This is a genomic window from Pseudooceanicola algae (assembly GCF_003590145.2).
Lineage (GTDB): Bacteria > Pseudomonadota > Alphaproteobacteria > Rhodobacterales > Rhodobacteraceae > Pseudooceanicola > Pseudooceanicola algae.
Window position 1 is genome coordinate 55,548 of sequence record NZ_CP060438.1, and the last position, 21,593, is coordinate 77,140.

24 protein-coding genes are annotated in these 21,593 nt (G+C 64.4%); 16 read left to right on the forward strand and 8 right to left on the reverse strand.

Features of this window, described 5'->3' with window-relative positions; translation table 11 throughout:
• Positions 1–39: 39 nt before the first annotated feature.
• The 6 genes from PSAL_RS19355 to PSAL_RS18780 all read left to right on the forward strand — a co-directional run bounded on the left by PSAL_RS19355 (position 40) and on the right by PSAL_RS18780 (position 3,886).
• Positions 40–345, forward strand: a complete 306-nt coding sequence (locus tag PSAL_RS19355; RefSeq protein WP_331274428.1) for a DUF6525 family protein — start codon at positions 40–42, stop codon at positions 343–345.
• A complete protein-coding gene (gene zrgA / locus PSAL_RS18760; RefSeq protein ID WP_119840850.1) occupies positions 342–920 on the forward strand; it encodes a zinc uptake protein ZrgA in 579 nt (192 codons plus the stop codon). Before PSAL_RS19355 ends, zrgA begins: the two co-directional genes overlap by 4 nt.
• A gap of 2 nt (positions 921–922) precedes the next feature.
• Positions 923–1,624, forward strand: a complete 702-nt coding sequence (locus PSAL_RS18765; protein ID WP_119840849.1) for an ABC transporter ATP-binding protein — start codon at positions 923–925, stop codon at positions 1,622–1,624.
• Positions 1,621–2,868, forward strand: coding sequence for an ABC transporter permease (locus tag PSAL_RS18770; RefSeq protein WP_119840848.1), 1,248 nt, complete (start codon positions 1,621–1,623; stop codon positions 2,866–2,868). Before PSAL_RS18765 ends, PSAL_RS18770 begins: the two co-directional genes overlap by 4 nt.
• A gap of 74 nt (positions 2,869–2,942) precedes the next feature.
• Positions 2,943–3,380 carry a DUF3299 domain-containing protein gene (locus tag PSAL_RS18775; RefSeq protein ID WP_231388715.1) on the forward strand — a complete coding sequence of 146 codons (438 nt, stop codon included), beginning with the start codon at positions 2,943–2,945 and terminating at the stop codon, positions 3,378–3,380.
• Positions 3,374–3,886, forward strand: a complete 513-nt coding sequence (locus PSAL_RS18780) for a DUF3299 domain-containing protein (RefSeq protein ID WP_119840847.1) — start codon at positions 3,374–3,376, stop codon at positions 3,884–3,886. Before PSAL_RS18775 ends, PSAL_RS18780 begins: the two co-directional genes overlap by 7 nt.
• A 30-nt stretch (positions 3,887–3,916) precedes the next feature.
• Here the strand turns inward: PSAL_RS18780 and PSAL_RS18785 are convergent, their stop codons facing one another.
• On the reverse strand, positions 3,917–4,210 hold the full coding sequence (locus PSAL_RS18785) for a hypothetical protein (protein ID WP_196941945.1): 294 nt from the start codon (positions 4,208–4,210) through the stop codon (positions 3,917–3,919).
• 345 nt (positions 4,211–4,555) lie between these two features.
• Here PSAL_RS18785 and PSAL_RS18790 point away from each other — a divergent pair, with 345 nt between their 5' ends.
• The 4 genes from PSAL_RS18790 (at position 4,556) to PSAL_RS18805 (ending at position 8,587) form a co-directional block, all read left to right on the forward strand.
• On the forward strand, positions 4,556–5,410 hold the full coding sequence (locus PSAL_RS18790) for an SDR family oxidoreductase (RefSeq protein WP_119840845.1): 855 nt from the start codon (positions 4,556–4,558) through the stop codon (positions 5,408–5,410).
• Positions 5,407–6,645 carry a cytochrome P450 gene (locus PSAL_RS18795; protein WP_119840844.1) on the forward strand — a complete coding sequence of 413 codons (1,239 nt, stop codon included), beginning with the start codon at positions 5,407–5,409 and terminating at the stop codon, positions 6,643–6,645. The genes PSAL_RS18790 and PSAL_RS18795 overlap by 4 nt, the downstream gene beginning before the upstream one ends.
• A gap of 106 nt (positions 6,646–6,751) precedes the next feature.
• A complete protein-coding gene (locus PSAL_RS18800; protein ID WP_119840843.1) occupies positions 6,752–8,134 on the forward strand; it encodes an NAD-dependent succinate-semialdehyde dehydrogenase in 1,383 nt (460 codons plus the stop codon).
• Between the two features lie 252 nt (positions 8,135–8,386).
• On the forward strand, positions 8,387–8,587 hold the full coding sequence (locus PSAL_RS18805) for a hypothetical protein (protein WP_119840842.1): 201 nt from the start codon (positions 8,387–8,389) through the stop codon (positions 8,585–8,587).
• Positions 8,588–8,710: 123 nt separating this feature from the next.
• On the opposite strand, the gene PSAL_RS18810 is transcribed toward PSAL_RS18805, so the two are convergent.
• Positions 8,711–9,664 (reverse strand): YihY/virulence factor BrkB family protein, encoded by a 954-nt coding sequence (locus PSAL_RS18810; protein WP_119840841.1) that lies wholly within the window; start codon positions 9,662–9,664, stop codon positions 8,711–8,713.
• A 298-nt stretch (positions 9,665–9,962) separates the two neighbouring features.
• Between PSAL_RS18810 and PSAL_RS18815 the strand changes: the two genes are divergently transcribed.
• The 4 genes from PSAL_RS18815 to PSAL_RS18830 all read left to right on the forward strand — a co-directional run bounded on the left by PSAL_RS18815 (position 9,963) and on the right by PSAL_RS18830 (position 13,354).
• Positions 9,963–10,577 (forward strand): hypothetical protein, encoded by a 615-nt coding sequence (locus PSAL_RS18815; RefSeq protein WP_119840840.1) that lies wholly within the window; start codon positions 9,963–9,965, stop codon positions 10,575–10,577.
• Positions 10,577–11,005, forward strand: a complete 429-nt coding sequence (locus PSAL_RS18820) for a phage holin family protein (protein ID WP_119840839.1) — start codon at positions 10,577–10,579, stop codon at positions 11,003–11,005. The genes PSAL_RS18815 and PSAL_RS18820 overlap by 1 nt, the downstream gene beginning before the upstream one ends.
• Positions 10,998–12,113: a DUF3618 domain-containing protein gene (locus tag PSAL_RS18825; RefSeq protein WP_119840838.1), complete on the forward strand. Its 1,116-nt coding sequence runs from the start codon at positions 10,998–11,000 to the stop codon at positions 12,111–12,113. The genes PSAL_RS18820 and PSAL_RS18825 overlap by 8 nt, the downstream gene beginning before the upstream one ends.
• Before the next feature lie 206 nt (positions 12,114–12,319).
• Positions 12,320–13,354: a trans-3-hydroxy-L-proline dehydratase gene (locus PSAL_RS18830; RefSeq protein ID WP_119840837.1), complete on the forward strand. Its 1,035-nt coding sequence runs from the start codon at positions 12,320–12,322 to the stop codon at positions 13,352–13,354.
• A gap of 34 nt (positions 13,355–13,388) precedes the next feature.
• On the opposite strand, the gene PSAL_RS18835 is transcribed toward PSAL_RS18830, so the two are convergent.
• Genes PSAL_RS18835 through lhpI form a run of 4 tightly spaced genes read right to left on the reverse strand, consistent with a single transcriptional unit; the run spans position 13,389 to position 18,262 of the window.
• Complete coding sequence (locus PSAL_RS18835; protein ID WP_196941946.1) at positions 13,389–14,636, reverse strand: NAD(P)/FAD-dependent oxidoreductase; 1,248 nt, start codon at positions 14,634–14,636, stop codon at positions 13,389–13,391.
• Between the two features lie 25 nt (positions 14,637–14,661).
• Positions 14,662–15,594, reverse strand: a complete 933-nt coding sequence (locus tag PSAL_RS18840; protein WP_119840935.1) for a 4-hydroxyproline epimerase — start codon at positions 15,592–15,594, stop codon at positions 14,662–14,664.
• Entirely contained in the window at positions 15,585–16,544 is a 960-nt protein-coding gene (locus PSAL_RS18845) for a dihydrodipicolinate synthase family protein (RefSeq protein ID WP_119840934.1), read from the reverse strand. Before PSAL_RS18845 ends, PSAL_RS18840 begins: the two co-directional genes overlap by 10 nt.
• 29 nt (positions 16,545–16,573) lie before the next feature.
• A complete protein-coding gene (lhpI, locus tag PSAL_RS18850) occupies positions 16,574–18,262 on the reverse strand; it encodes a cis-3-hydroxy-L-proline dehydratase (protein WP_119840933.1) in 1,689 nt (562 codons plus the stop codon).
• A gap of 154 nt (positions 18,263–18,416) precedes the next feature.
• Between lhpI and PSAL_RS18855 the strand changes: the two genes are divergently transcribed.
• Entirely contained in the window at positions 18,417–19,052 is a 636-nt protein-coding gene (locus tag PSAL_RS18855; protein WP_119840932.1) for a helix-turn-helix domain-containing protein, read from the forward strand.
• 49 nt (positions 19,053–19,101) lie between these two features.
• A complete protein-coding gene (locus PSAL_RS18860; protein ID WP_119840931.1) occupies positions 19,102–20,139 on the forward strand; it encodes an Ldh family oxidoreductase in 1,038 nt (345 codons plus the stop codon).
• A 77-nt stretch (positions 20,140–20,216) separates the two neighbouring features.
• Here the strand turns inward: PSAL_RS18860 and PSAL_RS18865 are convergent, their stop codons facing one another.
• Both PSAL_RS18865 and PSAL_RS18870 read right to left on the reverse strand, forming a co-directional pair.
• Positions 20,217–20,939 carry an amino acid ABC transporter ATP-binding protein gene (locus tag PSAL_RS18865; RefSeq protein WP_119840930.1) on the reverse strand — a complete coding sequence of 241 codons (723 nt, stop codon included), beginning with the start codon at positions 20,937–20,939 and terminating at the stop codon, positions 20,217–20,219.
• Complete coding sequence (locus PSAL_RS18870; protein ID WP_119840929.1) at positions 20,932–21,585, reverse strand: amino acid ABC transporter permease; 654 nt, start codon at positions 21,583–21,585, stop codon at positions 20,932–20,934. The genes PSAL_RS18865 and PSAL_RS18870 overlap by 8 nt, the downstream gene beginning before the upstream one ends.
• Positions 21,586–21,593: the final 8 nt, after the last annotated feature.

Sequence of the window (21,593 nt, forward strand, 5' to 3'; positions counted from 1 at the left end):
GCGACCAGTCTCAGGACTCGGTCCCGGAACGAAGACCCTATGCAGGCCTTCGACGCACTCCCGTCGCCCGTCAGGTCATGGCTGTCCGAAGCGGCACTGCCCTGGTCGCCCGCCTCCTGCCGCAAGATTCTTCGTCAGGCGCGGGCGCGCGGTGAAAGCCTGAACGATGTTCTGGCGCGGCTTGATCGCGCCCAGACCAAGGCGCTGGCCCGCGACCGCCACGCGCCGCCTCAGGTCGCCGCAGCGCCAGACCACGACGAGATCCCGCGACCTCAAGGTGTCGCACCCGCGTTGCGCTCGGCTCCTAAATCAAGCTCATATGGAAACGAAAGAGAATCACCATGAAAACCATGTACTTCGCTCTTCTGGCCTTTGTCGCCGCCACGCCTCTGATGGCGCAGGAAACCCGTGAAATGGACGCGCATGTGCATGGCGTCAGCACGCTTGACCTGGCTATCGAAGGCGATGTCGTCGAGATGAACCTGGTGTCGCCCGGCATGGATATCGTCGGTTTTGAATACGCGGCAAGCTCGGATGTGGACAAGGATGCCGTCGAAGCGGCGATCCGGACGATGCTCGTGCCCGAGAACATCGTGGAACTGCCCGATGCGGCTGAATGCCGTCTGACCGAGGTGCTGGCCCATCTGCACGGCGGCGCGCATGATGACCACGAAGACCATGCCGGGGATCATGAGCATGGTCATGACGAAGATCACGATCACGAAAACGGCGCGGGCCACAGCGAATTCCATGTCCGCTACATCTTCGACTGCGAACATGCCGAAGATCTGACCACGATCAGCTTCCCCTTCTTCACACAGTTCGAGAACGCAGAAGAGATCGAAGCACAGTTCGTCACCGATGCGGGCGCAGGTTCGGCCGAGATTGACCGTGACACCGCCGAACTGACCCTGAACTGACCATGACGGATCCCGCTCTGGCCCTGACCGATGTGACCTTCGCCTGGCCAGGACAGGGCGGGTTCTTCCTGAGTTGCCCGGATTTCCGGATGGCTATGGGCGAAAACGTCCTGCTGCTCGGCGCCAGCGGATCGGGGAAATCGACGCTGTTGTCGCTGGTCTGCGGGATCGCCACGGCCAGCGGGGGAAGTGTCAGGCTGGGCAACACGGATCTGGGTTCCCTGCGCGCCGGCGCGCGCGACGGGTTCCGGGCCGAGCAGATCGGCGTGATTTTCCAGCAATTCAACCTGTTACCCTATGCCCGCGCGCTGGATAATATCCTTTTGCCGCTGCGTTTTGCCCCGGCACGCAGAGCCCGCGCCGGCGATCCCGAGGCCGAGGCCGAGGCCGCGCGGCTGTGTTCTGCGCTTGGCCTGCCGGATGGGGTTCTGGCGACCCCCGCGGGGCGGCTCAGCGTCGGGCAACAGCAACGTGTGGCCGTCGCCCGCGCACTGATCGGGGCACCGCCGCTGATCGTCGCGGACGAACCGACCTCGGCGCTGGATGCCGCCACGCAGGACAGCTTTCTTCGGCTGCTGTTCGAACAGGCGGCGCAGGCGGGCTCCTCCCTGCTGATGGTCAGCCATGACGAACGGCTCGGGCAGCGCTTTGATCGCGTGATCCGGCTGGAAGACATCGTGACAACGGAACGGGCTGCGGCATGATCCTGCGTCTTGCTACCCAATCCCTGATGGCGCGAGCGCTGACGGTCGGGATGACAATCCTCGCCATCGCGCTGTCGGTCGCGCTCTACCTCGGGGTGGAAAAGATCCGCACCAGCGCAAGGGCCAGCTTTGCCGACACGATTTCGGGGACCGATCTGATCGTCGGCGCGCGCTCCGGTTCGGTCCAGCTTTTGCTTTATTCCGTGTTTCGCATCGGCAATGCGACCAACAATGTCACCTGGCAAAGCTATCTTGATATGGCCGAGCGTCCGGAAATTGACTGGATCGTGCCGATTTCCCTGGGCGACAGCCACCGGCAATTCCGCGTCATGGGCACCACAGCGGCGTTCTTCGAGCACTACAAATATCGCGGTGGACGGTCGCTGGAGATGGTCACGGGACACGGGCTCGACGATCTGTACGACACGGTCATCGGGGCGGATGTCGCGACGAGCCTCGGCTATGCCGTGGGCGATCCGATTGTCGTTTCCCACGGCCTCGCCTCCTTCACGGCGCATGACGATCAGCCCTTCCGCGTTGCGGGCATCCTCGCCAAGACCGGCACCCCGGTGGATCGGACCGTCATCGTCAGCCTCGAGGCTATCGAGGCCATTCACGTGGACTGGCAGAGCGGAGCCAAGAGCCGGCAAACCACCCCGGTCGAGGTCATCCGGAGCATGGATCTGGAACCGACGGCGATCACGGCGGCGCTGGTCGGTGTGCAGTCGCGCCTTCAGATCTTCGGCCTGCAACGCTGGATCAATGAATATCCCGAAGAACCCCTTCTGGCGATCCTGCCGGGCGTTGCCTTGCAGGAACTCTGGCAGATCGTCGGCGTGGCCGAAATCGCGCTGATCGCCGTTTCGGCGATGGTGGTGGTGACGGCGCTGATCGGCATGATGGCGATGATCTTTGCCAGCCTCAACGAACGGCGCCGCGAAATGGCGATCTGGCGGGCCATGGGCGCAGGTCCATCAACGATCCTCGGCTTGCTGGTGGTCGAGGCCATTTTGATGGCGGGCCTGGGCGCCGTGCTTGGGCTCGGCCTGCTGTACCTCGGCCTTGTCGTGGGCCAGCCACAGGTCGACGCCGCCTTCGGAATCTGGCTGCCGATCGAGCCGCCTTCACTGCCGGAGCTTCGGGTTCTCGCAACCGTGATCGCGGCTGCGGCGCTTGCAAGCCTGCTTCCTGCAGTTCGGGCATATCGGCTTTCGCTCAGCGATGGCATGATGGTGAGGATATGATGAAACCATTCACACTGACCCGCCGTCGTTTTGGCGGTCTCGCGGCGGCCGGCCTGTTCTTGCCGGAGAGCGCCTTGGCGAAAGCTCTCCGAGAGATCACCTGGGACGACCTGATCCCGCCGGGCGTGCCCTATTCCGAGATCGTCGGAGAGGGTAACCTGGATGCCGTGAACGACACCTGGAACCCGATCTTCGACCAGAACGGTTCCAAGATGAACACCAAGCTTGATGGTCAGCGCATCAGGATGCCGGGCTACATGATACCGCTTGAAAGCGGGTCGAGCGGCATCTCGGAATTCATCCTCGTGCCTTATGTCGGGGCCTGCATTCACGTCCCGCCCCCGCCGCCGAACCAGCTTGTCTTCGTGACATCTGCGACGCCCTGGCCCCGCGATCAGCTGTGGGAGGCGATCTGGGTCACCGGTACCATGTCGGTCAAGATGCAGTACACGAGCCTTGGCGATATCGGCTACGAAGTCGCGGCAGACAGCCTGGAACCCTACGAATGGTAGCGATGGACCCGGCCCGCCGGAACCTGTGCCTCGGTCTGGCCGGCCTGTTTGCCCTGACGGCCAGCGGATTGCGCGCCGAGGAGGTCTTTGACCTTGAATGGCGCGATCTTGTCCCGCCGGATCAGCCCTATGTCCCGCCCGTGATCCAGAACATCGCGCCCCATGACGAAGGGTCGATGGCCAGCCGGCAGCCGCTGTCCGCTGGTGTCAGGACGGATTGGAACGGACGCATCGTGCGGCTGTCCGGCTTCATCATTCCGCTGGATTACAAGGGGACGGGCGTTACCGCCTTCATGCTGGTTCCTTACGTCGGCGCCTGCATCCACGTGCCGCCGCCGCCGGCAAATCAACTTGTCCTCGTCACGACCGAAAACCCCTATGAAGTGGATCGGTTGTTCGCGCCGGTCACCGTCACGGGCATGTTCGGGACCGCCGCCATCGCGACCCAACTGGCCGATGTCGGATACGCCTTGTCCGCCGAAGACATCGCGCCGTACCGGGCGTGACCCGATAGGCGCTATCGTCCTCCCTCCGGGTTATTTTGCCCGCGCGGCGGTGCGAGACAGGCGCTTGGCATTGGCCCGCGTGGCACGCGCGTAAGGTTCCAGGCCGGCAAGCGCGGCCTCTGCCGGCCCCTTGTTGGCGGCGAGGGCACGACCGGACATCTCGGTCGCCTTGGCAAGCGCCGATACCTTTTCGAACGCCATCCGCGTGGCCTCTTCGGGGCGCATGATCCCGAGGGACATCTGCATCACCCGGATCTGGATCACGGTGGACGAGGCCATCATCACCTTGGCAGAGCTGAGGGCCAGTTGCTGCCATTGTGTCACAGTCGATAGCATGGTTCCGTACATGGGTAAGCCTTTCACGGCCGCGAAGGCCTGGATCGTTTCGGACAAGGGGTCAGGTGCGCTGGAACAGGGGGCCGGCATGGCCGTGGCCGGGTCACTTGGGCAACGCCCCGCCCCTGAACAGGTTCCCGCGCGGCGCGGGTTTCCTGACTTGGTATTCCTGTTGCGGGCGCGCCCGCGGTCTCTTGATCCGCCATGCCCCCGATTTCGCACCCCTCGCAGCCAAGGCAGGAACCCGCCGGTTTTCAGGGCCGGATCGGAACACTGTCCATTCCTGTCCGTTAGGTAGGCAGACCCCCAACACGAAGGACCGGAGACCCCGACATGGCACATCCACGCCCCCCGTTTCCCAAGCAACCCCAGGACCTGCCCGGCAGTTCGGCGGATATGCAGCCCGCCCCCGACCACGGCGAAGACAGCTATCGCGGCTCGGGGAAGTTGGCTGGACTGACCGCGCTTGTCACCGGCGCCGACAGCGGCATCGGGCGGGCCATCGCCCTGGCCTATGCACGCGAAGGCGCCGATGTGGCGATCTCGTATCTTTCCGAGGACGCCGAGGCTGAGCGCAGCCGCGCCCTGGTCGAAGAGGCCGGTCAGCGCGCGCTCTTGCTGCCCGGCGACATCCAGTCCGCGGAACTTTGCCGCCACAACGTGTCCAAGACCAAGGAAACCTTCGGACAGATCGACATCCTTGTGAACAATGCCGCCCACCAGATGCATTTCGACGATTTCGAGGACATCCCCGACGAGGAATGGGAGATGACCTTCCGCACCAATATCCACGCGATGTTCTATCTGGCAAAGGCCGTGGTGCCGCAGATGAAGGACGGCAGCGCAATCATCAACACCGCCTCGATCAATTCGGACATGCCCAACCCCGGTCTGCTGGCCTATGCCAGCACCAAGGGCGCGATCCAGAACTTTACCGCCGGTTTGGCGCAATCGCTGGGGCCGCGCGGCATCCGGGTGAACTGCGTTGCACCTGGGCCGGTCTGGACCCCGCTGATCCCCTCGACCCTGCCCGCGGACAGCGTGACGGAGTTCGGGGCAAATTACCCCATGGGGCGCCCGGCCCAGCCGGTGGAGCTTGCACCGGCCTATGTTATGCTGGCCGATCCGGCCTCCAGCTATACATCCGGGGCGACTATTGCGGTGACCGGCGGAAAGCCGATCCTGTGACCCCCGAGACCCTGCCGAGGGACCCCACGCTGGACGCCACCCTGGCCCTGAGGAAAGAAGGCTACCGTTTCATCCCCGACCGCTGCGCGCGTCTGGAAACGGATGCCTTCCGAACGCGGCTGATGGGGCGTGATGTGATCTGCATGACCGGCCCGCGCGGCGTTCGCCTGCTTTACGGGGCGGAGGGGATGACCCGGCAGGGGGCTTTGCCCCCCAAGGTCCTGCGCCTATTGCAGGACAAGGGCAGCGTCCAGCAAATGGAAGGCGCCGCGCATCAACATCGCAAGTCGCTGTTCGTTCGTCTGCTGGTCGAGGAAGACGCAGCAGACATGCTGGCCCGCGCTTTCGCCACCACCTGGACACGTCAGCTGGTCGAGTCCGGCGATACCCGGGTGCTGAACAGCGCCAGTGATGCCTTGGCCAAGGTCGCCTGCGAATGGGCGGGCTTCGGTCCGGACGTCTGCGAAGACGCCCGCCTGCGCGACACGCTGTATCAGATGAGCGCCCGCGCCGGGTCGGTCGGACCCGGCGTGGTTGCCGCCCTGTTCCGGCGACGCGGGGTCGAACGCCAGTTGGCCCGCGCGCTGGACGACCTGCCGGAGGGCTGCCTGGCCCGCCGGGTGATGGCGTTCCGGGAAAACGGTCAGGCGATTCCGACCGAGGTCGCGATTGTCGAAATCCTGAACCTGCTGCGTCCCATCGTGGCGGTCGGGCGCTACATCGCCTTTGCCGCGCGGGTGCTGGCCCTGGAACCCGACTGGCGCCGGACCCTTGCCACGGCAGACACCGCGCAGATAGATTATTTCTGCGAAGAGGTCCGCCGCAGTTCGCCGTTCTTCCCGATGACCGGCGGGATCACCACGCAGCCCGTGTCGCACGAAGGGCTTGATCTGCCCGAGGGCCAATGGGTGCTCGCCGATCTCTGGGGTACGTTGCAATCGGAGCAGGCGTTTTCCACACCCGATGTCTTCCGCCCTGACCGCGCGCTCAGCTGGCGCACCGCCAGCCCGAGCTTCGTGCCGCAGGGCGGGGGAGATGTGGCGACAACCCATCGCTGCCCCGGAGAGCGCGTGACCGTCGCGCTGATGATCGCGGCGATGCAGGTGCTGTGCAGCGCGCTTCGCTGGGATCTGCCGCCTCAGGATCTGGGGATTTCTCTGAATGACATGCCGACCGCCCCGGCCAGCGGCGTGCTGCTGACGAACATCCGCGCCGCGGCCTCCTCTGGCCCCTGACGTTGACGCCTCGGAAATGCACGAAAACGCGAGGTTCCGGAACAGCCCTGCGCCCCATGGGTTGAGGCAGCAACAGCAAAGACACATGACTGCGAAAGGATGCACAATGACCGAGCGCACCATCAAGACAGTGAACCCCTTCACCGAAACCGACCTTGCCAGCTACGATCTGATGAGCGACGAACAGATGTTTGACGCGGTAAAATCCTGCCACGCCGCCTTCGAGGACTGGCGCCTGAAACCCGTCGAGGACCGCGCCGCGATCATCGCGCGCATCGGCGAGGAACTGACCGCCCGCAAGGAGGAGTTCGCCCAGTTGATGACCGCCGAAGTCGGCAAGCTGATCGGCGACAGCCGGGACGAGATTGACCTTTGCGCCGGCATTTGCGCCTGGACCGCCAAGCAGGGCCCCGAGGTTCTGGCCGACGAACACCGCTCGCTTCAGGATGGCCGCCAGGGCATCATCACCTATTCCCCGATCGGCGTGATTTACGGCATCCAGCCCTGGAACTTCCCCGCCTATCAGGCCGTGCGTTATACCATCGCCAACCTGATGGCGGGCAATGGCGTGCTGCTCAAACATGCGGCCAATTGCACCGGCAGCGGCCTGATGCTGCGCGAGGTCTACGAGGCGGCAGGTCTGCCCAAGAACCTGTTCACCGTGCTGACCATTGATCATGATCAATCCGACAAGCTGATCGCAAATGATCTGGTGCGCGGTGTGACCATGACCGGCAGTGCCAAGGGTGGGTCCGTGATCGGCAAGCAGGCCGGCGAGCACCTCAAGAAGGCTGTTCTGGAGCTGGGGTCCAACGACGCCTATCTGGTGCTGGAAGATGCGGATCTGGATGTTGCGATCAAGACCTGCGTGGCCGGCCGGATCTACAACAACGGCGAAACCTGCGTGAACGCCAAGCGGTTCGTGGTGACGGACGCGGTCTATGACGACTTCGTCAAGGGCTACATCGATGCCATGTCGCAGGTGACGACCGGCGATCCGACCAGCGACGGCACAGGCCTTGGCCCCATGGCGCGTGATGACTTGCGCCAGACCCTGCACCAACAGGTGCTCGACAGCGTCGACAAGGGCGCCAGCATCGCCTGCGGGGGCAATCTGCCCGACGGCAAGGGCTACTTCTATCCCGCGACCGTGCTGACCGATGTCGCGCCGGGACAGCCCGCTTACGATGAGGAACTCTTTGGTCCCGTCGCCTCGGTGATCCGGGCGCGCGATGACGAAGACGCCATGCGCATCGCCAATGACAGTCGCTTTGGGCTGGGCGGCGGTATCTTTTCCAAGGACGAAGGACGCGCCGTGGACCTTGCCCGCAAGTATTTCGATACCGGGATGGTGTTCATCAACCACTTCAACCTCGCCACGCCCGAAATGCCCTTTGGCGGCGTCAAGGATTCCGGTTTTGGCCGTGAACACGGCGGTTTTGGCATGTTGGAATTCGTCAATGCCAAGGCCATCGCGGTCGCTGCCTGAGGGTTTCGCGATCTGATGGACCAGACGAAAATTGCCCGGCTGCGACCTCTTGTAGCCGGGCAATTGTTCAGGACACGCCCTGCAAAGGCAGGGCGTGTCCTTTTTGCGCCTAGCCGTCCTTTTGAATAGGCGCCCCGCCGCCGGGTCCAGCCCTCGGCCCGGAACATTTCACGCCACCACAGGTTTTGTCAGCAAGCGCGGGCGGATATTTCCCCCGCTGCTCCTGCGGCTGACATTCGGAAAGGATTTGTCATGACAGATACCCATATCCAACTCGGCGGCCAGGACGCCCCGGCCGAAATTCCCCCCGGCCCGGCGCCCGATAACGTTCCGTCGCCCGTGCCGCCTCAGGTGCCCGATCAACCCGACGTGCCGGAGATCGACCCCCAGGGGCCGGGCACCATGCCACAGCCGGACATCCCGCCGGAGTTTCCACCCGCACAAGTCGCGTGAACTGACAAGGGCCGCCGTCCACAGAGGCCCTGATCACGCGATGATCACCTTCACAAAAAAAACCGCCTGCGGCCATCGGCACGCAGGCGGTTTCGTTTTATGCAAAGGACGCCAGGCCTCAGGTCAGGGCGTTTCGCCCACCTCGTCTGCCTTCACGGCCCCCCGCTGACCGCGTGGCAGGTCCCGCCCGGTGGTGCTGTCGCGACGCGTCTGGTGCTCCATCTCGGAATTGATCTCGGCACCAAGCAGCACGATGAAGGCCGACAGCCATAGCCAGGTCAGCAGGATGATCACGCCCCCCAGGGTGCCGTAGGTTTCATTGTAGCTGCCGAAATTCCGCACGTAGATCGAAAAGGCCAGCGATCCCGCGACCCAGAGAACCGTGGCGATCACGGCGCCCCAGGTGACCCACCGCCATTCGGGGTCTTCACGCGACGGGCCATATCGGTAAAGGACCGACAGGCCCACGGCGGAGAGCACTGCCAGCAGGATCCAGCGCCCCCATTCGATGGCCGTCACCAAGACATCCGGCAGACCCAGCGTCGCCAGGATCGGCGGCAGCACCACGATGACCCCGATGGACAGCAACAGCCCGACCACCACGAAAAGCGTCAGAACCAGCGATACCGCCTGTTTCTTGAAGAAGCCGCGCTTTTCTTCTTCGTCATAGGCAATGTTCATGCCCTCCATCAGGGTGCGCATCCCCTTCGAGGCGCCGTAGATCGACAGGACCACGCCCAGAAGCGCGGCAAAGCCCAGACCGGTCTCGCCGCTCGACGCCACGGCCTGCGCCTGGGTTTCGATGATCGAGGCGGCGTTTTCGGGCAGCACCTGAAGGAAGTCCGACAACTGTTGCTGCACCGTTGCCGGGTCGGTCACCAACCCCGCCACCGACATGAGGGCGGCGATGGCCGGAAACAACGCCAGCAGCCCGAAAAAGGCCACCCCGGCACCGACGACCGACACGTGATCTCGCTGCACCTCACTGAAGACCCGCATTCCAATGTCCCGCCACCCGGCAGCGGGAATGTCCGAGGGTTGCTCTGCGGCGCGGCCGCGCCGGTCTGATTTCTGCATCGCGATATCTCCTGGAAACATGAACAGGAAAAACCCCTGGGCGCGTGGGATGTTCCAACCCGCCTATGGGTTGCAAAAATCCGTTGCCGGAAGGAACCGCAGTTCGCGTCAGGTGTTAACTAGACATCAACGATACTGATCGCGGCATCGACGCTGCCTGGCATCAAAATGCCTCTCCCCATCGAGTCCCTTCGATGGTCCGTCCTTGCTTGTGCCTGCGCCAACCTTGCAGGCCGCCGATCCGTTTCACCATTCGCCACCTCGGTCTTCGTATCCGAGACCAAAAAGAGAGAGTGACATGCAGGAATTTGATACCCCAACCCGCGACGTCGGACAGGAGGCAGGCACGGACGTGAAGCGGTCTGCCGAGCGTCTGCAGGAAGATGCCCGCCAGACCGCCGAAAACCTCGGTGCACGCGCCAGCGAAGAAGCCAACCGTCAGGCTGACCGGGCCAAGTCGGGCGTGGCCTCCGAATTGTCGGGCATTGCCAGCGCCCTCGGCACCGCCGCCGACGAACTGCGCCACGGATCGCCGCAAGAGCAGGTCTTTGGCCAGGTCGCAAAGGGCCTGTCGGGTGTCTCCGACGCCATTCGTGACCGGGACCTTGCCGAAATTGCCAGCGATGTCAGTGCCTTCGCACGCCGCAATCCGCTCGGGTTCCTGGGCGGTGCCGCATTGGCCGGCTTTGCCGCCACACGTTTCGCCAAGGCCTCCAGCGCCGCACGCGACCGTGGCACTGAGACGGGCAATGAGCCGAGCGCGACCATGGCTCCGGTGCCGGCAACCCAGCCGCCCGCCGACATGACCACGCCGGAAACCCCGATGACCGGCAGCGCGCCGGCCACCCGCCCCGATGATGTCATGGCACCGCCCGTGATCCCCTCGAACCCGAAAACGACGGGAGAGTACTGATGACCAGCACCGATACCCGCACCCCCGATGGGGCGCGCACCCAGATCCGCGACACCGGCAACCTGCTCAGCCAGGCCGTGCAGCAGATCATTGCGCTCATGCGCGGCGAAATGGACCTGTTCCGCGCCGAGCTTGACCAGAACATGAAAAAGGCCGGCGCCGCCGTGGGCATGGTCATCGGCGGGATCGTCATCCTGCTCGTGGCACTGAACGTGCTTGCCGGGGCCGCTGTCACCGCCATCGCCGCTGCCGGGCTTGCCCCGCTGTGGTCCGCGCTGATCGTCGGCGTCGTCCTGCTTGTCGTTGCCCTGATCCTGGTCAAATCCGGCCAGTCGAACCTGAAACTCGCGTCGCTCGCTCCGACCCGGACCCGCCGCAATCTCGAGCGGGACCGCGACGCCGTTGCAAAGGAACTGACCAATGAGTGATACCCGCACCCCCGCAGAAATCGAACGCGACCTCGAACATGAGCGCGCCGAATTGCAAACCACCGTCCGCGCGCTGGAGACGACGTTCTCGCCGGACTCCATCCTTCGCAGCATCACCGACAACGTCAGCCAGCATGGCGGCGAGTTCGGACGCTCGACCCTGGATGCCGCGCGGGCCAACCCGCTTGCGCTCGGTGTTGCCGCTGCCGGTCTTGGCTGGCTGATGTTCGGCAAGGGCCCTTCGGCCGACAAGCTCGCCGACAAGGCCAACGCCGTCCGCACCCCGTCCAAGCCGGACACCACGGATACGGATAGCCGTTATGGCCCCAACGGATCGTCCGCCTTCTCCGAACCGCGCGGACCCGTGCCGGTCGGCGAAGTCGGCGCCAAGCCGCAGGGTCTGTCGACCTCGCAAAAGGCGCGTGCCAAGTGGTACCAGACCCGTAACCACGTGCAGGATGGCGTGAAATCCGCCTCCGACACTGCAGGGGCCGCCCGTGACAGCGCGACGCGTGCCGGTATCCGTGTCCGCGACCGGTCCAAGGAATTCGCCGCCCAGCTGTCCGAGGGCACCGAACGGATGAGCACGGAAGCCCGTGAACGGGTCATTGCAGCCCGCGAACGCGCCATCCTTGCCGCCGAGGATCTGGGCCGCCGGGGCCAGAACGCGCATGACCGGGCCCGCAGCGCGGGCCGCGATGGTGCCGCCAAGGCCACCGATTTCTTCGAACAGAACCCGCTGGTTGCCGGTGCCCTTGCTCTTGCCGCCGGCGCGCTGGTCGCAGGCAGCCTGCCGCGCACACAGTTCGAGGACGATCATTTCGGTGAACAAAGCGACCGCCTTTACGACGAAGCCGAAGAGCTGTTCGAGCAGGAACGCGCCAAGGCCGAACGCGTGGCTGGTGCTGCGCTCGACGAAGCCCGCACGGTTGGCGAAGAACTGCGCGAAGACGTCGAAGCGGCCGGACGTGAGCTGAAGGACGCGGCAGACAGCAAGAGTTCGGGCGACGGCACGGCCGCCGACGCCGTGGTTGATCGCGCCGAAGACGCCGTGCGCCGGATTTCCGAGAAGGCCCGCGACAAGGCCTCGGAAGAAAACGTCGGCTGATCCGGCCCGCGCAAGATCTGAGCAAAATACGAACGGCCCGCCGATGTTTCCGGCGGGCCTTTTGCTTTTTCACGCCCGGTGCGACCTTTCCAAATCGATGGACAAACACGCACCATTCCCGTGACATCCCCGACGAAATACAGTCATATGCTGAAGGCAGTCATACCCTTGAATTATAATTGCTTTTAACAAAACCGGAGGCCCGGATGCGCAGTTCCAAAGTCATCCACGTCGTGTCATGTCACGCCGAAGGAGAAGTCGGTGACGTGATCGTCGGCGGCGTCGCCCCACCACCCGGCGATACCCTTTGGGAACAGCGCAAATGGATCGCCGAGGACGAGACCCTGCGCAATTTCGTGCTGAATGAACCGCGCGGTGGCGTCTTTCGTCATGTGAACCTGCTGGTCCCGCCGAAGACCCCCGAAGCTCAGGCCGGCTGGATCATCATGGAGCCCGCCGACACGCCACCGATGTCGGGGTCGAATTCCATCTGCGTCTCGACTGTCCTGCTGGACAGCGGCATCATCGAGATGCAGGAACCCGTCACGGAAATGGTTCTTGAGGCACCGGGTGGTCTGGTCCGGGTTCGGGCCGATTGCGCCAACGGCAAGGCCGAGCGCATCCATGTCGAAAACCTGCCCTCCTTTGCCACCCGCCTGGCGGTGCCGCTCGACGTGCCGGGCCTTGGGCAGATCACGGTCGACACGGCCTTTGGCGGCGACAGTTTCGTGGTGGTCGACCCGGAGGCACTTGGCGTTGAACTGGTCGAGGACAACGCCCGCCAGATTGCCGAGCTTGGCATCCGGATCACCAACGCCGCCAATGCGCAACTGCGGTTCGAACATCCCGAAAAACCCGACTGGGCGCACCATTCGTTTACGCTTTTCGCCGGGCAGATTCACCGTGAAGGCCCCAACTTGCGCGCACAATCGGTGGTCGCGATCCAGCCGGGCAAGCTTGACCGGTCGCCGACCGGCACGGCGGTCTCGGCCCGCATGGCGATCCTGCACGCACGCGGAGAAATGACGACCGAGGATCGCTTTACCGGCGTTTCGATCATCGGCTCGGAATTCCACGGTCAGATCCTTGGGCAGGCTCGGGTCGGGAACCTCGACGCCATCCGCCCGCAGATCAGCGGGCGGGCCTGGATCACCGGGACGCATCAGCACATGCTGGACCCGTCGGACCCCTGGCCGGGCGGCTATCGCCTGTCGGACACCTGGCCGCGCATCACCGGCTGAGCCCAAATCGGTACCAAGACACGAGAAGCCGGTATCAGAATCGGGTCACGTCGAAGGGCGCAAGCGCCAGACGTGGATCGCGCCGCGCCACAAGGTCGGCGACCAGTTCGGCGGTGCCCGCCGATTGGGTCAGGCCAAGGTGGCCATGGCCGAAGGCATAGATCACGCGGTCGGCGCGGGGCGCGCGGGCGATCACCGGCAGGCTGTCGGGCAGCGAGGGGCGATAGCCCATCCACTGCTTCCCCCCCTGCGGATCAAACCCGTCGAGGAAGGCCTTCGCCTTTTCAACCAGGATTTCCGCCCGGCGATAATTCGGCGGCAGGGTCAGCCCGCCAAGTTCGACTGCGCCGCCGACCCGAATGCCATCGCCAAGACGCGAGATGACAAAGCCATGGTCGCCGAAGGTCAGGTGCATGCGGACATCGACATTCGCGCTGGCAAAGCTGGTGTTGTAACCGCGTTCGGCCTCCAGCGGGATGCGGTCGCCAAGGCTGCGCGCCAGCTTGTGCGACCAGGCCCCGGCGGCCAGAACGACCTGCGCGGCCCGTCTCGGTCCCTCCGCCGTGTCCACCTCGACCCCGTTGCCGTCCTGACGCAGGGCGCGGATATCGGCGGTCTCGATGATGCCACCGGCGGCAACAAAGGCCTGCGCCAGATGTTCCGTCCAAAGCGCGGGATCCACGGTGCTCAGCCAGTCGGGGGTAAAGCCCGCATGGGTGAAACGGGCGTTCAGCCCCGGTTGCAACTCGGCTATGGCATCGCGGTTTTCGAACAGGCTGAAGTCGATGCCGAGACGGCGACGACGGTCCCAGGACGGCAGGCTGGCCTCGAAACTGGCCCGGCCTTCGTAAAGCTGCAATTGCCCGTCGCGCCGCAACAGGGCTTCGCCGTCGACCAGTGGCACGAGCCGTTCCAGCGCCGCCCTGGAATGGTCCATCAGACCGGATTGCACGGCAATCGTGGCTTCGAAACGGTCCGGGCGGCTGTTGCGCCAGAATTGCAGCATCCAGGGCGCGATTTTCAGAGCATGGCCGGGCCGGATGGCCAGCGGCCCCAGCGGATCGATCAGCCATTTCGGCGCCTTGCGCATGATGCGGGGCGCCGAAATGGGCTCGACCTCGGGAAAGGCAAAGGCGCCGGCATTCCCGCGCGAGGTTTCCGCCGCCACCCCTTTGCGATCCAGCAGGCGGACCACGTGGCCTTCGCGGCGCAGGGCAAGGGCGGCCGTCACGCCGATGATTCCGGCGCCGATGACGATGATTTCAGTGGGTTCGGTTGTCACCGTCAATTCCTTGTGGATAGGGGGACTAAAGGAAGATCCCGCCGCGGAAGGGATCCTTCGGATCAAAGATCAGCCGGCTTTCGGCCATGACATGGGCCTGGCCGGTGATCTTCGGGAACACCCCGCCATTCGACGCGATCCGGTAGGACAGGCGATAGCTGCTGCCGATGACGCTTTCCTGCACGATCTCGGTATCTTCGGCCAGTTGCCCGCGCGCGGCAAGACATGCAAGGCGCGCCGAACTGCCGGTGCCGCAGGGCGACCGGTCATAGGCGTTGTCAGGGCAGAGAACGAAGTTGCGGCTGTGGATACCCGGCCGGTCCGAGGGGCCGTGAAAGATCACGTGGTCGATGGCCCCACCATCGTCGCCCCTGATGCCAGCGGCCTTCAGGGCCTCGCGCAGGGCGATGGTCACGTCGGTCAACTGGCGGATATTGCCCGAGGTGACGGGCACGGGCGCGGGATCGACGATGAAGAACCAGTTGCCGCCATAGGCCAGATCGCCGGTGATGGTACCGAACCCTTCGACCTCGACCGGGATGTCGCTGGCGATGCGACGGCTTTCGATATTGGTGACGGTCACCGTATTGGCGTCCTGCACGTCGACGGTCACGATCCCGACCGGCGTTTCGATCCGTTGCGGACCCGTCCCGATGCGGCCCAGATGGAACAGCGTCGCGGCCAGGCCGATGGTGCCATGCCCGCACATGCCCAGAACCGCCTCGGCATCGAAATAGATCACGCCGGTGACGCAATCGGGATCGACCGGCGGCACCAGTAGCGCGCAGACCATGGCCGGCTGGCCGCGCGGCTCCAGAATGATCGCGCGATAGGCGTCGCGGTGGTCCGTCGCCAGCCGCCGGGCCCGTTCGGCCAGCGGCCCGGACCCGAGGTCCGGACCACCGTCAAGGATCACCCGCGTGGGCTCTCCGCCGGTATGGCTGTCGATCACATGCATTCAGCGATGACTCCGCCCTGCTTGCTCCAATTGGCGAACCAGGTGTTGAACTGATGGAATTGCGCTTCGCAGAATCGCGCCTGGGACGGCGACAGCGCATCGGTCTCGTTGATATTGAGACGATATTCCTCTTCGCCCTTCAAGACCATCAGATGCTTGAAATAGAGCACGAGGTCGACGCCTTCGTCGAATTTCGCCAGAACCGAGAAGGCCGCAGCCAATTCCTGTGCGCGCTGGTCGGCCTCGATATTGCCCTCAGCCGCCTTGGTGGACAGGGCGACCTGCAACAGCGCTTCGCTCGGGAAGATGGTGCCGATGCCGGTGATCGCGCCGACGGCGCCGCACTTGGCAAAGCCGTGGTAGACCTCGGTATCCACGCCGACCATCAGGATCACGTCGTCATCCTGCGAGGTGATATGTTCCGCCGCATAGCTGAGATCTGCCTGACCACCGAATTCCTTGAACCCGATCAGGTTCTCGTGCTCTTCGCGCAGGGCAAAGAACAGGTCGGCACGGGTGGCATAGCCGTAATAGGGGCTGTTGTAGATGATCGCGGGCACATCCGGCGCGGCGGACAGGATCGCCTTGAAATGGTTGCGCTGCGCAGCGGGGGACAAGCCGCGCGACAGCACGCGGGGGATGACCATCAGCCCGGCGGCGCCGACCTTCTGGGCGTGGGCGGCATGGGCGACAGCGGATTTCGAATTGATCGCCCCGGTGCCGACGATGACGGGCACGCCGGCCTCGGTCAGGCGTTCTACCCCTTCCATGCGCTCGGCGTCCGTCAGCAGCGGCCAGTCCCCGCAGGATCCGCAATAGACGACACCGGACATGCCAGCGTCGATCATCTCGCGGCCCTTCTTCACCAGAGCGTCGAAATCGGGTTTGCGATCCGGGGTGCAGGGGGTGAGCAGCGCGGGAATGGTGCCGAAAAACACGTCTTTGTTCATGGGAATCTCCGTTGTGTCTGGTGCGTGGGTCAGGATGCCGGGGCCGCGATCCAGGGCGGCGGGGCAGCGGGGGCAAGACCGGTGGTGGCTGTTTCAGCGCATTGCGCCAGTGATCCGAAGCGCACGGCGCGGTTCGACAGACCGGGCGCGTAATGGGCATATTTGCCGGAATTGGTCATCAGAACGCGGGCTTCAGGTGGAAAGACCGGTTCGGAAATCGAACACCAGCAGATGTCGGGCACGATCCTGACCCCGGCGGCCTGCAACCGCCCGGCCACGCCGGTTTCGGTGATACGTGCCAGGGTAGCGCGTCCCAGCGTGACGATGGTGGTGACCGCCGGATCGACCTGCCGCCCCTCCATCAACGCGGCAAAGGCCGTCGCTTCGGAGGCGGAAAAATGCGGACTGCCAAGCGCCACAAGGTCGACCTTTTCCGCCCCCAGGTTGAAGTTTTCCCACAAGGTCGCAAAATCCTGCGCCCCGATGTGGCACTGATCGGCCGTGGCAAGCGGCGGCAGGGCCGCTTCGGGCGTGATGCCTGCGATATGCAGCATGGGCGCGGCCGAGGTCGTGCCATAGGCCGCGCAAAGTGCTTTCAGGTCGTCTTCGCCGGGCGCGAGGGCTTCCAGACCGCGGATCAGCGGGATGCGGTCCGGCGCGGCCTGACCGACAAGCCAGCCGAGCATCGGCCAGAAGGCGTCGTCGATGGCCTCGGGGGTTGTCACGTCGATGATCCGGGCCGGGGCGCGATTGGCCTCGAGGTAGACACCGGCACGGGCCGCGCGCCCTGTCAGGGCGATGCAGAGATCCATGAAATCGGCGTGTTTCACGGTCCGCGCCCCAAGGACGCTGTTGGCATAGATGACCGCGTTGCTTTCCGCCCAGGCGATGTCTTCGCCGGCCTTCGGCTTGTCGTCCAGCAGGTAGGGCGCGCAGGTAAAGCTGGGCCGGGCGCCCATTTCCACATAGGCGTCAGCCAACTGGCTGGCCGGGGCACCAAAGGAGTCAGGAACGCCCTGATTGCGCCAATTGGCATGGTCGACCGAAATCGCGTTCATCGTCGTGGGCACCCGCACCCGCCCGCCCATGTCCGCCATGGCACGCGCAAAGGTCAGGAAGGCCGGGCTGGCATAGATACAGCCGTCGATATGCACGCGGCTGACGTCGATCAGGGCTTCGGCGCCCTGCGCCCGTGCCATCGTGATGATGATTTCCATGGCAAGCTGCGCGGCTTCGCCATGTTCGCCCGCCAGAGTGGCGCAGTCGGCATCGCTCAGGTCAAGCGCGCTGTCGGCGTCCGGGACCACGGCGATCCGGGTGGCTCCGGCGGTGATCGCCTCGGGGCTGATTTCGGCCTCGGTTGCCTGCGCCAGAAGGTCGTATTCCTCGGCCGGCAGGCGCAGCACGGCGATGTCATGGCCGAACAGGCGCTGCGCGACCAGGGCGCCAAGGGTCAGGATGTCTTCGGATTCGCGGAACACCAGCGCCTTCGGAGCGGTGCCGGCAAAGGCCAGCCCCAGCAACACGCCGCTGCCGGTGCAGGATCCCCGGCTGGTCGGCATCAGGACGATCTGACCGGCCAGACAGGCCCCATGCTGCGGATGCAGGGAGTCGATGATGCGCCCGCTGGCGGGATCGACCCCGCCCCAGACGCTCAGCCCTTCGTCGCAGACCAGAACGGGGCCTGAAACGGTTGCCTTGACGATCAGCCTGGCCATGTGACGTCCTTTGATTGGGGCGGGTGGTGTGATGAGATCGGAAAATAGAGCGATTCCCGATTTTCCTGTTTTTCACACTCTGCCCGGATTGCTATCGTTGTGCTTGGCACAAAATTGTGCTTAAACAATCAAGGATGGTAAGAAAAGAAAAATTATGGCCGAAACGGAAAAAGTCACCGCAAATGCCGAAGATGACGCCTGGGAGGCGGAGCGCCAGCAATTGCGCGCCGATCTGGGTGGCCGGATGAAAGCCGTCCGTCAGGCCTGTGGCTATACCCTCGAGGTCGCGGCGCAACGGACCGGGCTGGCGCTTTCCACAATCCACAAGATCGAAAACGGCCGGGTTTCGCCCAGCTACGAGAACCTCGTACGTATCGCGCGGGCCTATGATATCGGCATGGAGCGGCTGTTTTCCAGCGATCACGACAGCAACCAGACCACCCGCATGACCGTCACCCGTGCCGGGCAGGGCCGCAAGGTGCGCGCCAAGAACTTTGAGTACGAGGTGCTGTGCAACGCCCTGGCGGAAAAGAAGATCATCCCGCTCGTGACCCGCGTCGAAATGCGCCCGCCGCTGACCCGCGCCGATCTGGAATCCCACGACGGCGAAGAGACGCTGTATGTCCTGTCAGGTCGCGTCGAACTGACCGTGGAACATTACGAACCTGTCGTGCTGGAAACCGGCGATTGCGCCTATTTCGACAGCACCATCAAGCATGGGTTGCGCGCCCTCGACGAGACCGAGACCAAGGTCTTCTGGGCCTGCACCTATATCGACATGGACAAGTGACAGGCGCGCCTGTCCGTCCGATCCTGCAGCCGAAAGGAGACTGACCGCCATGGCTGGTTCACAGAACATTTCCGTGCAAACGCTTCAGGAACGGGTCCGCGCGATCCTCGAGGCCGGCGGCGTGCGCCGCGAAAGCGCCGAGGCCGTGGCCGGGGTCATCGTTGCGGGCGAACGTGACAATTGCAAATCCCACGGGGTCTATCGTATCGAAGGCTGCCTGCGGGTGCTGGCGGCGGGCAAGGTCGAAGGCGGCGCGGTGCCGAAGGTCCACGACGAAGGCACCTCGGTGATCGAAGTCGACGCCGGGGGCGGATTTTCCAACCCGGCCTTCCACGCCGCCAAGGACCTGCTGGCCGAGCGCACCCGCGAAACCGGCATCGCCGCGCTGGTGATTCGCGATTGCCTGCATTTTTCGGCCCTTTGGCATGATGTCGAGGCAATGGCGGACTATGGTCTTGCCTCGCTTTCGATGTGCCCAAGCTATTCCGTCGTCGCCCCTGCCGGGGGTACTCAACCGTTATTCGGCACCAACCCCATCGCCTTCGGCTGGCCGCGTCCCGGCGCGCATCCCTATGTCTGGGATTTCGCCACCAGCGTCGCGGCCCGGGGCGAGATCGAGCTGCACCGCCGCGCGGGCACCCCGATCCCCGAAGGCTGGGCCATCGACAGCGACGGCCAGCCGACCACCGATCCCGATGCCGCGCTGGCCGGGGCGATGCTGCCCTTCGGCGCACACAAGGGCTCTGCCATCTCGACCATGGTCGAACTGCTGGCCGGGGCCATGCTGGGGGAATTCATGAGCAAGGAAGCCCTTGAGTTCATGGGCAGCAGCGCGCTTTTGCCGCGTCACGGGGCGCTGGTGCTGGCGCTGGACCCGGCGCGCTTTGCCGCCCGCAGCGGCCGCGATCCGCTGGCCGAAGGGGAAAAGCTGCTGACCGCGATTTCGGGGCAGGGCGCGCGCCTGCCCTCCGAACGCCGCTTTGCCGCGCGGGACAAGGCGCTGGCGGAGGGCATTTGCCTGACCGAGGCGGAACTGGCGCAACTGGCGCTGTTCGAACAGGACGGGCTGGCCGCCGTCGCCACCTGACACGCATGACAGAACGCAAACGGGCGCGGCAGGATGACTGCCGCGCCCGTTTCGCATTCCATGAGGACCTTCGCAGCCTAGCGCACGCTGGCCAGGAAAGCCCTGGTTTCGGCGTGCTGGGGATCGCCGAACAATTGCTCGGGCACCCCGATCTCGGCCATGACGCCCTTGTGGAAGAAGGCCACCCGGTCCGACACATCGCGGGCAAAGCTCATTTCATGGGTGACGAGGATCATGGTCATGCCCTCTTCGGCCAGCATCTTGAGCGTCTCCAGGACCTCGCCCACCAGCTGCGGATCAAGCGCCGAGGTCACCTCGTCGAACAGCATGTAGTTGGGCGACATCGCCAGCGCGCGGGCGATCGCCATCCGCTGTTGCTGGCCCCCCGAAAGGCGGCTGGGATAGGTCGTCAGCTTGTCGCCCAGGCCAACGTGGCGCAGGTGCTTTTCCGCGATGGCCTCGGCTTCGGCCTTGCCCATGCCCAGCACCTTGCGCGGCGCCAGGGTGACGTTTTCCAGCACCGTCAGATGCGGGAAGGCGTTCCACTGCTGGAACACGATACCGATCTTCTGGCGCAGCTTGTTGATGTCGGTCGACTTGGCGTGGACCTCGACCCCGTCAACGTTGATGCGCCCGGCGTTGATCGGCTCCAACCCGTTGATACAGGTCAGAAGGGTGGATTTCCCCGACCCCGAACCGCCGATGACGGTGACGACTTCGCCCTTCTTGACGGTCAGGTCGATGCCCTTGAGAACTTCAAGCTCGCCAAAGGATTTACGGACATTCTGGATCTCAATCATTGGACCACCTTTTTTCGAGATAGCCGCCGAAACGGGCAAGCGGGAAGCTGATGACAAAATAGAACGCGCCGCAGATCAGCAGCAGGAACAGCGGCTCCTGAAGGCGCGTGATGAGGATCTGGGTGGATTTCAGAAGCTCGGTAACCTGGACGACATAGACCAGGGCGGAATCCTTCATCACCCCGAGGGCAAGACCGATCCAGGACGGCAGGGCGACGCGGGTGGCCAGCGGCAGCACGATATGGCGCATGTCCTGTCCCCAGGTCATCCCCAGCGACCGCGCCGCACGGCGGGTGGTTGCGGGCACGGCGTCGATCCCGCCGCGCACGATTTCGGCGCAATAGGCGGCCGTGTAGAGCGACAGCACCATGCAGGCCACCGTCAACCCCGACATCCTGATCTGCAGAACCATCCCGAGAAAGGCATTGGCCAGCACAAGCTGGATCAGCAGCGGGACCGAGCGGAAAATATCAAGAAAGAAGGTCAGCGGCGCCGACAGCACGGCGCCCAGCTGAACACGGATGACACCGAAAAGGATACCGAGGACGGTGCCGATGGCGACAGAGATTGCGGTAACGAGGATCGTGACACCGGCCCCGCGGGCCAGAAACAGCAGGTCGGAAGCGGACAAGGCCGTATCGAACATGGTCTACT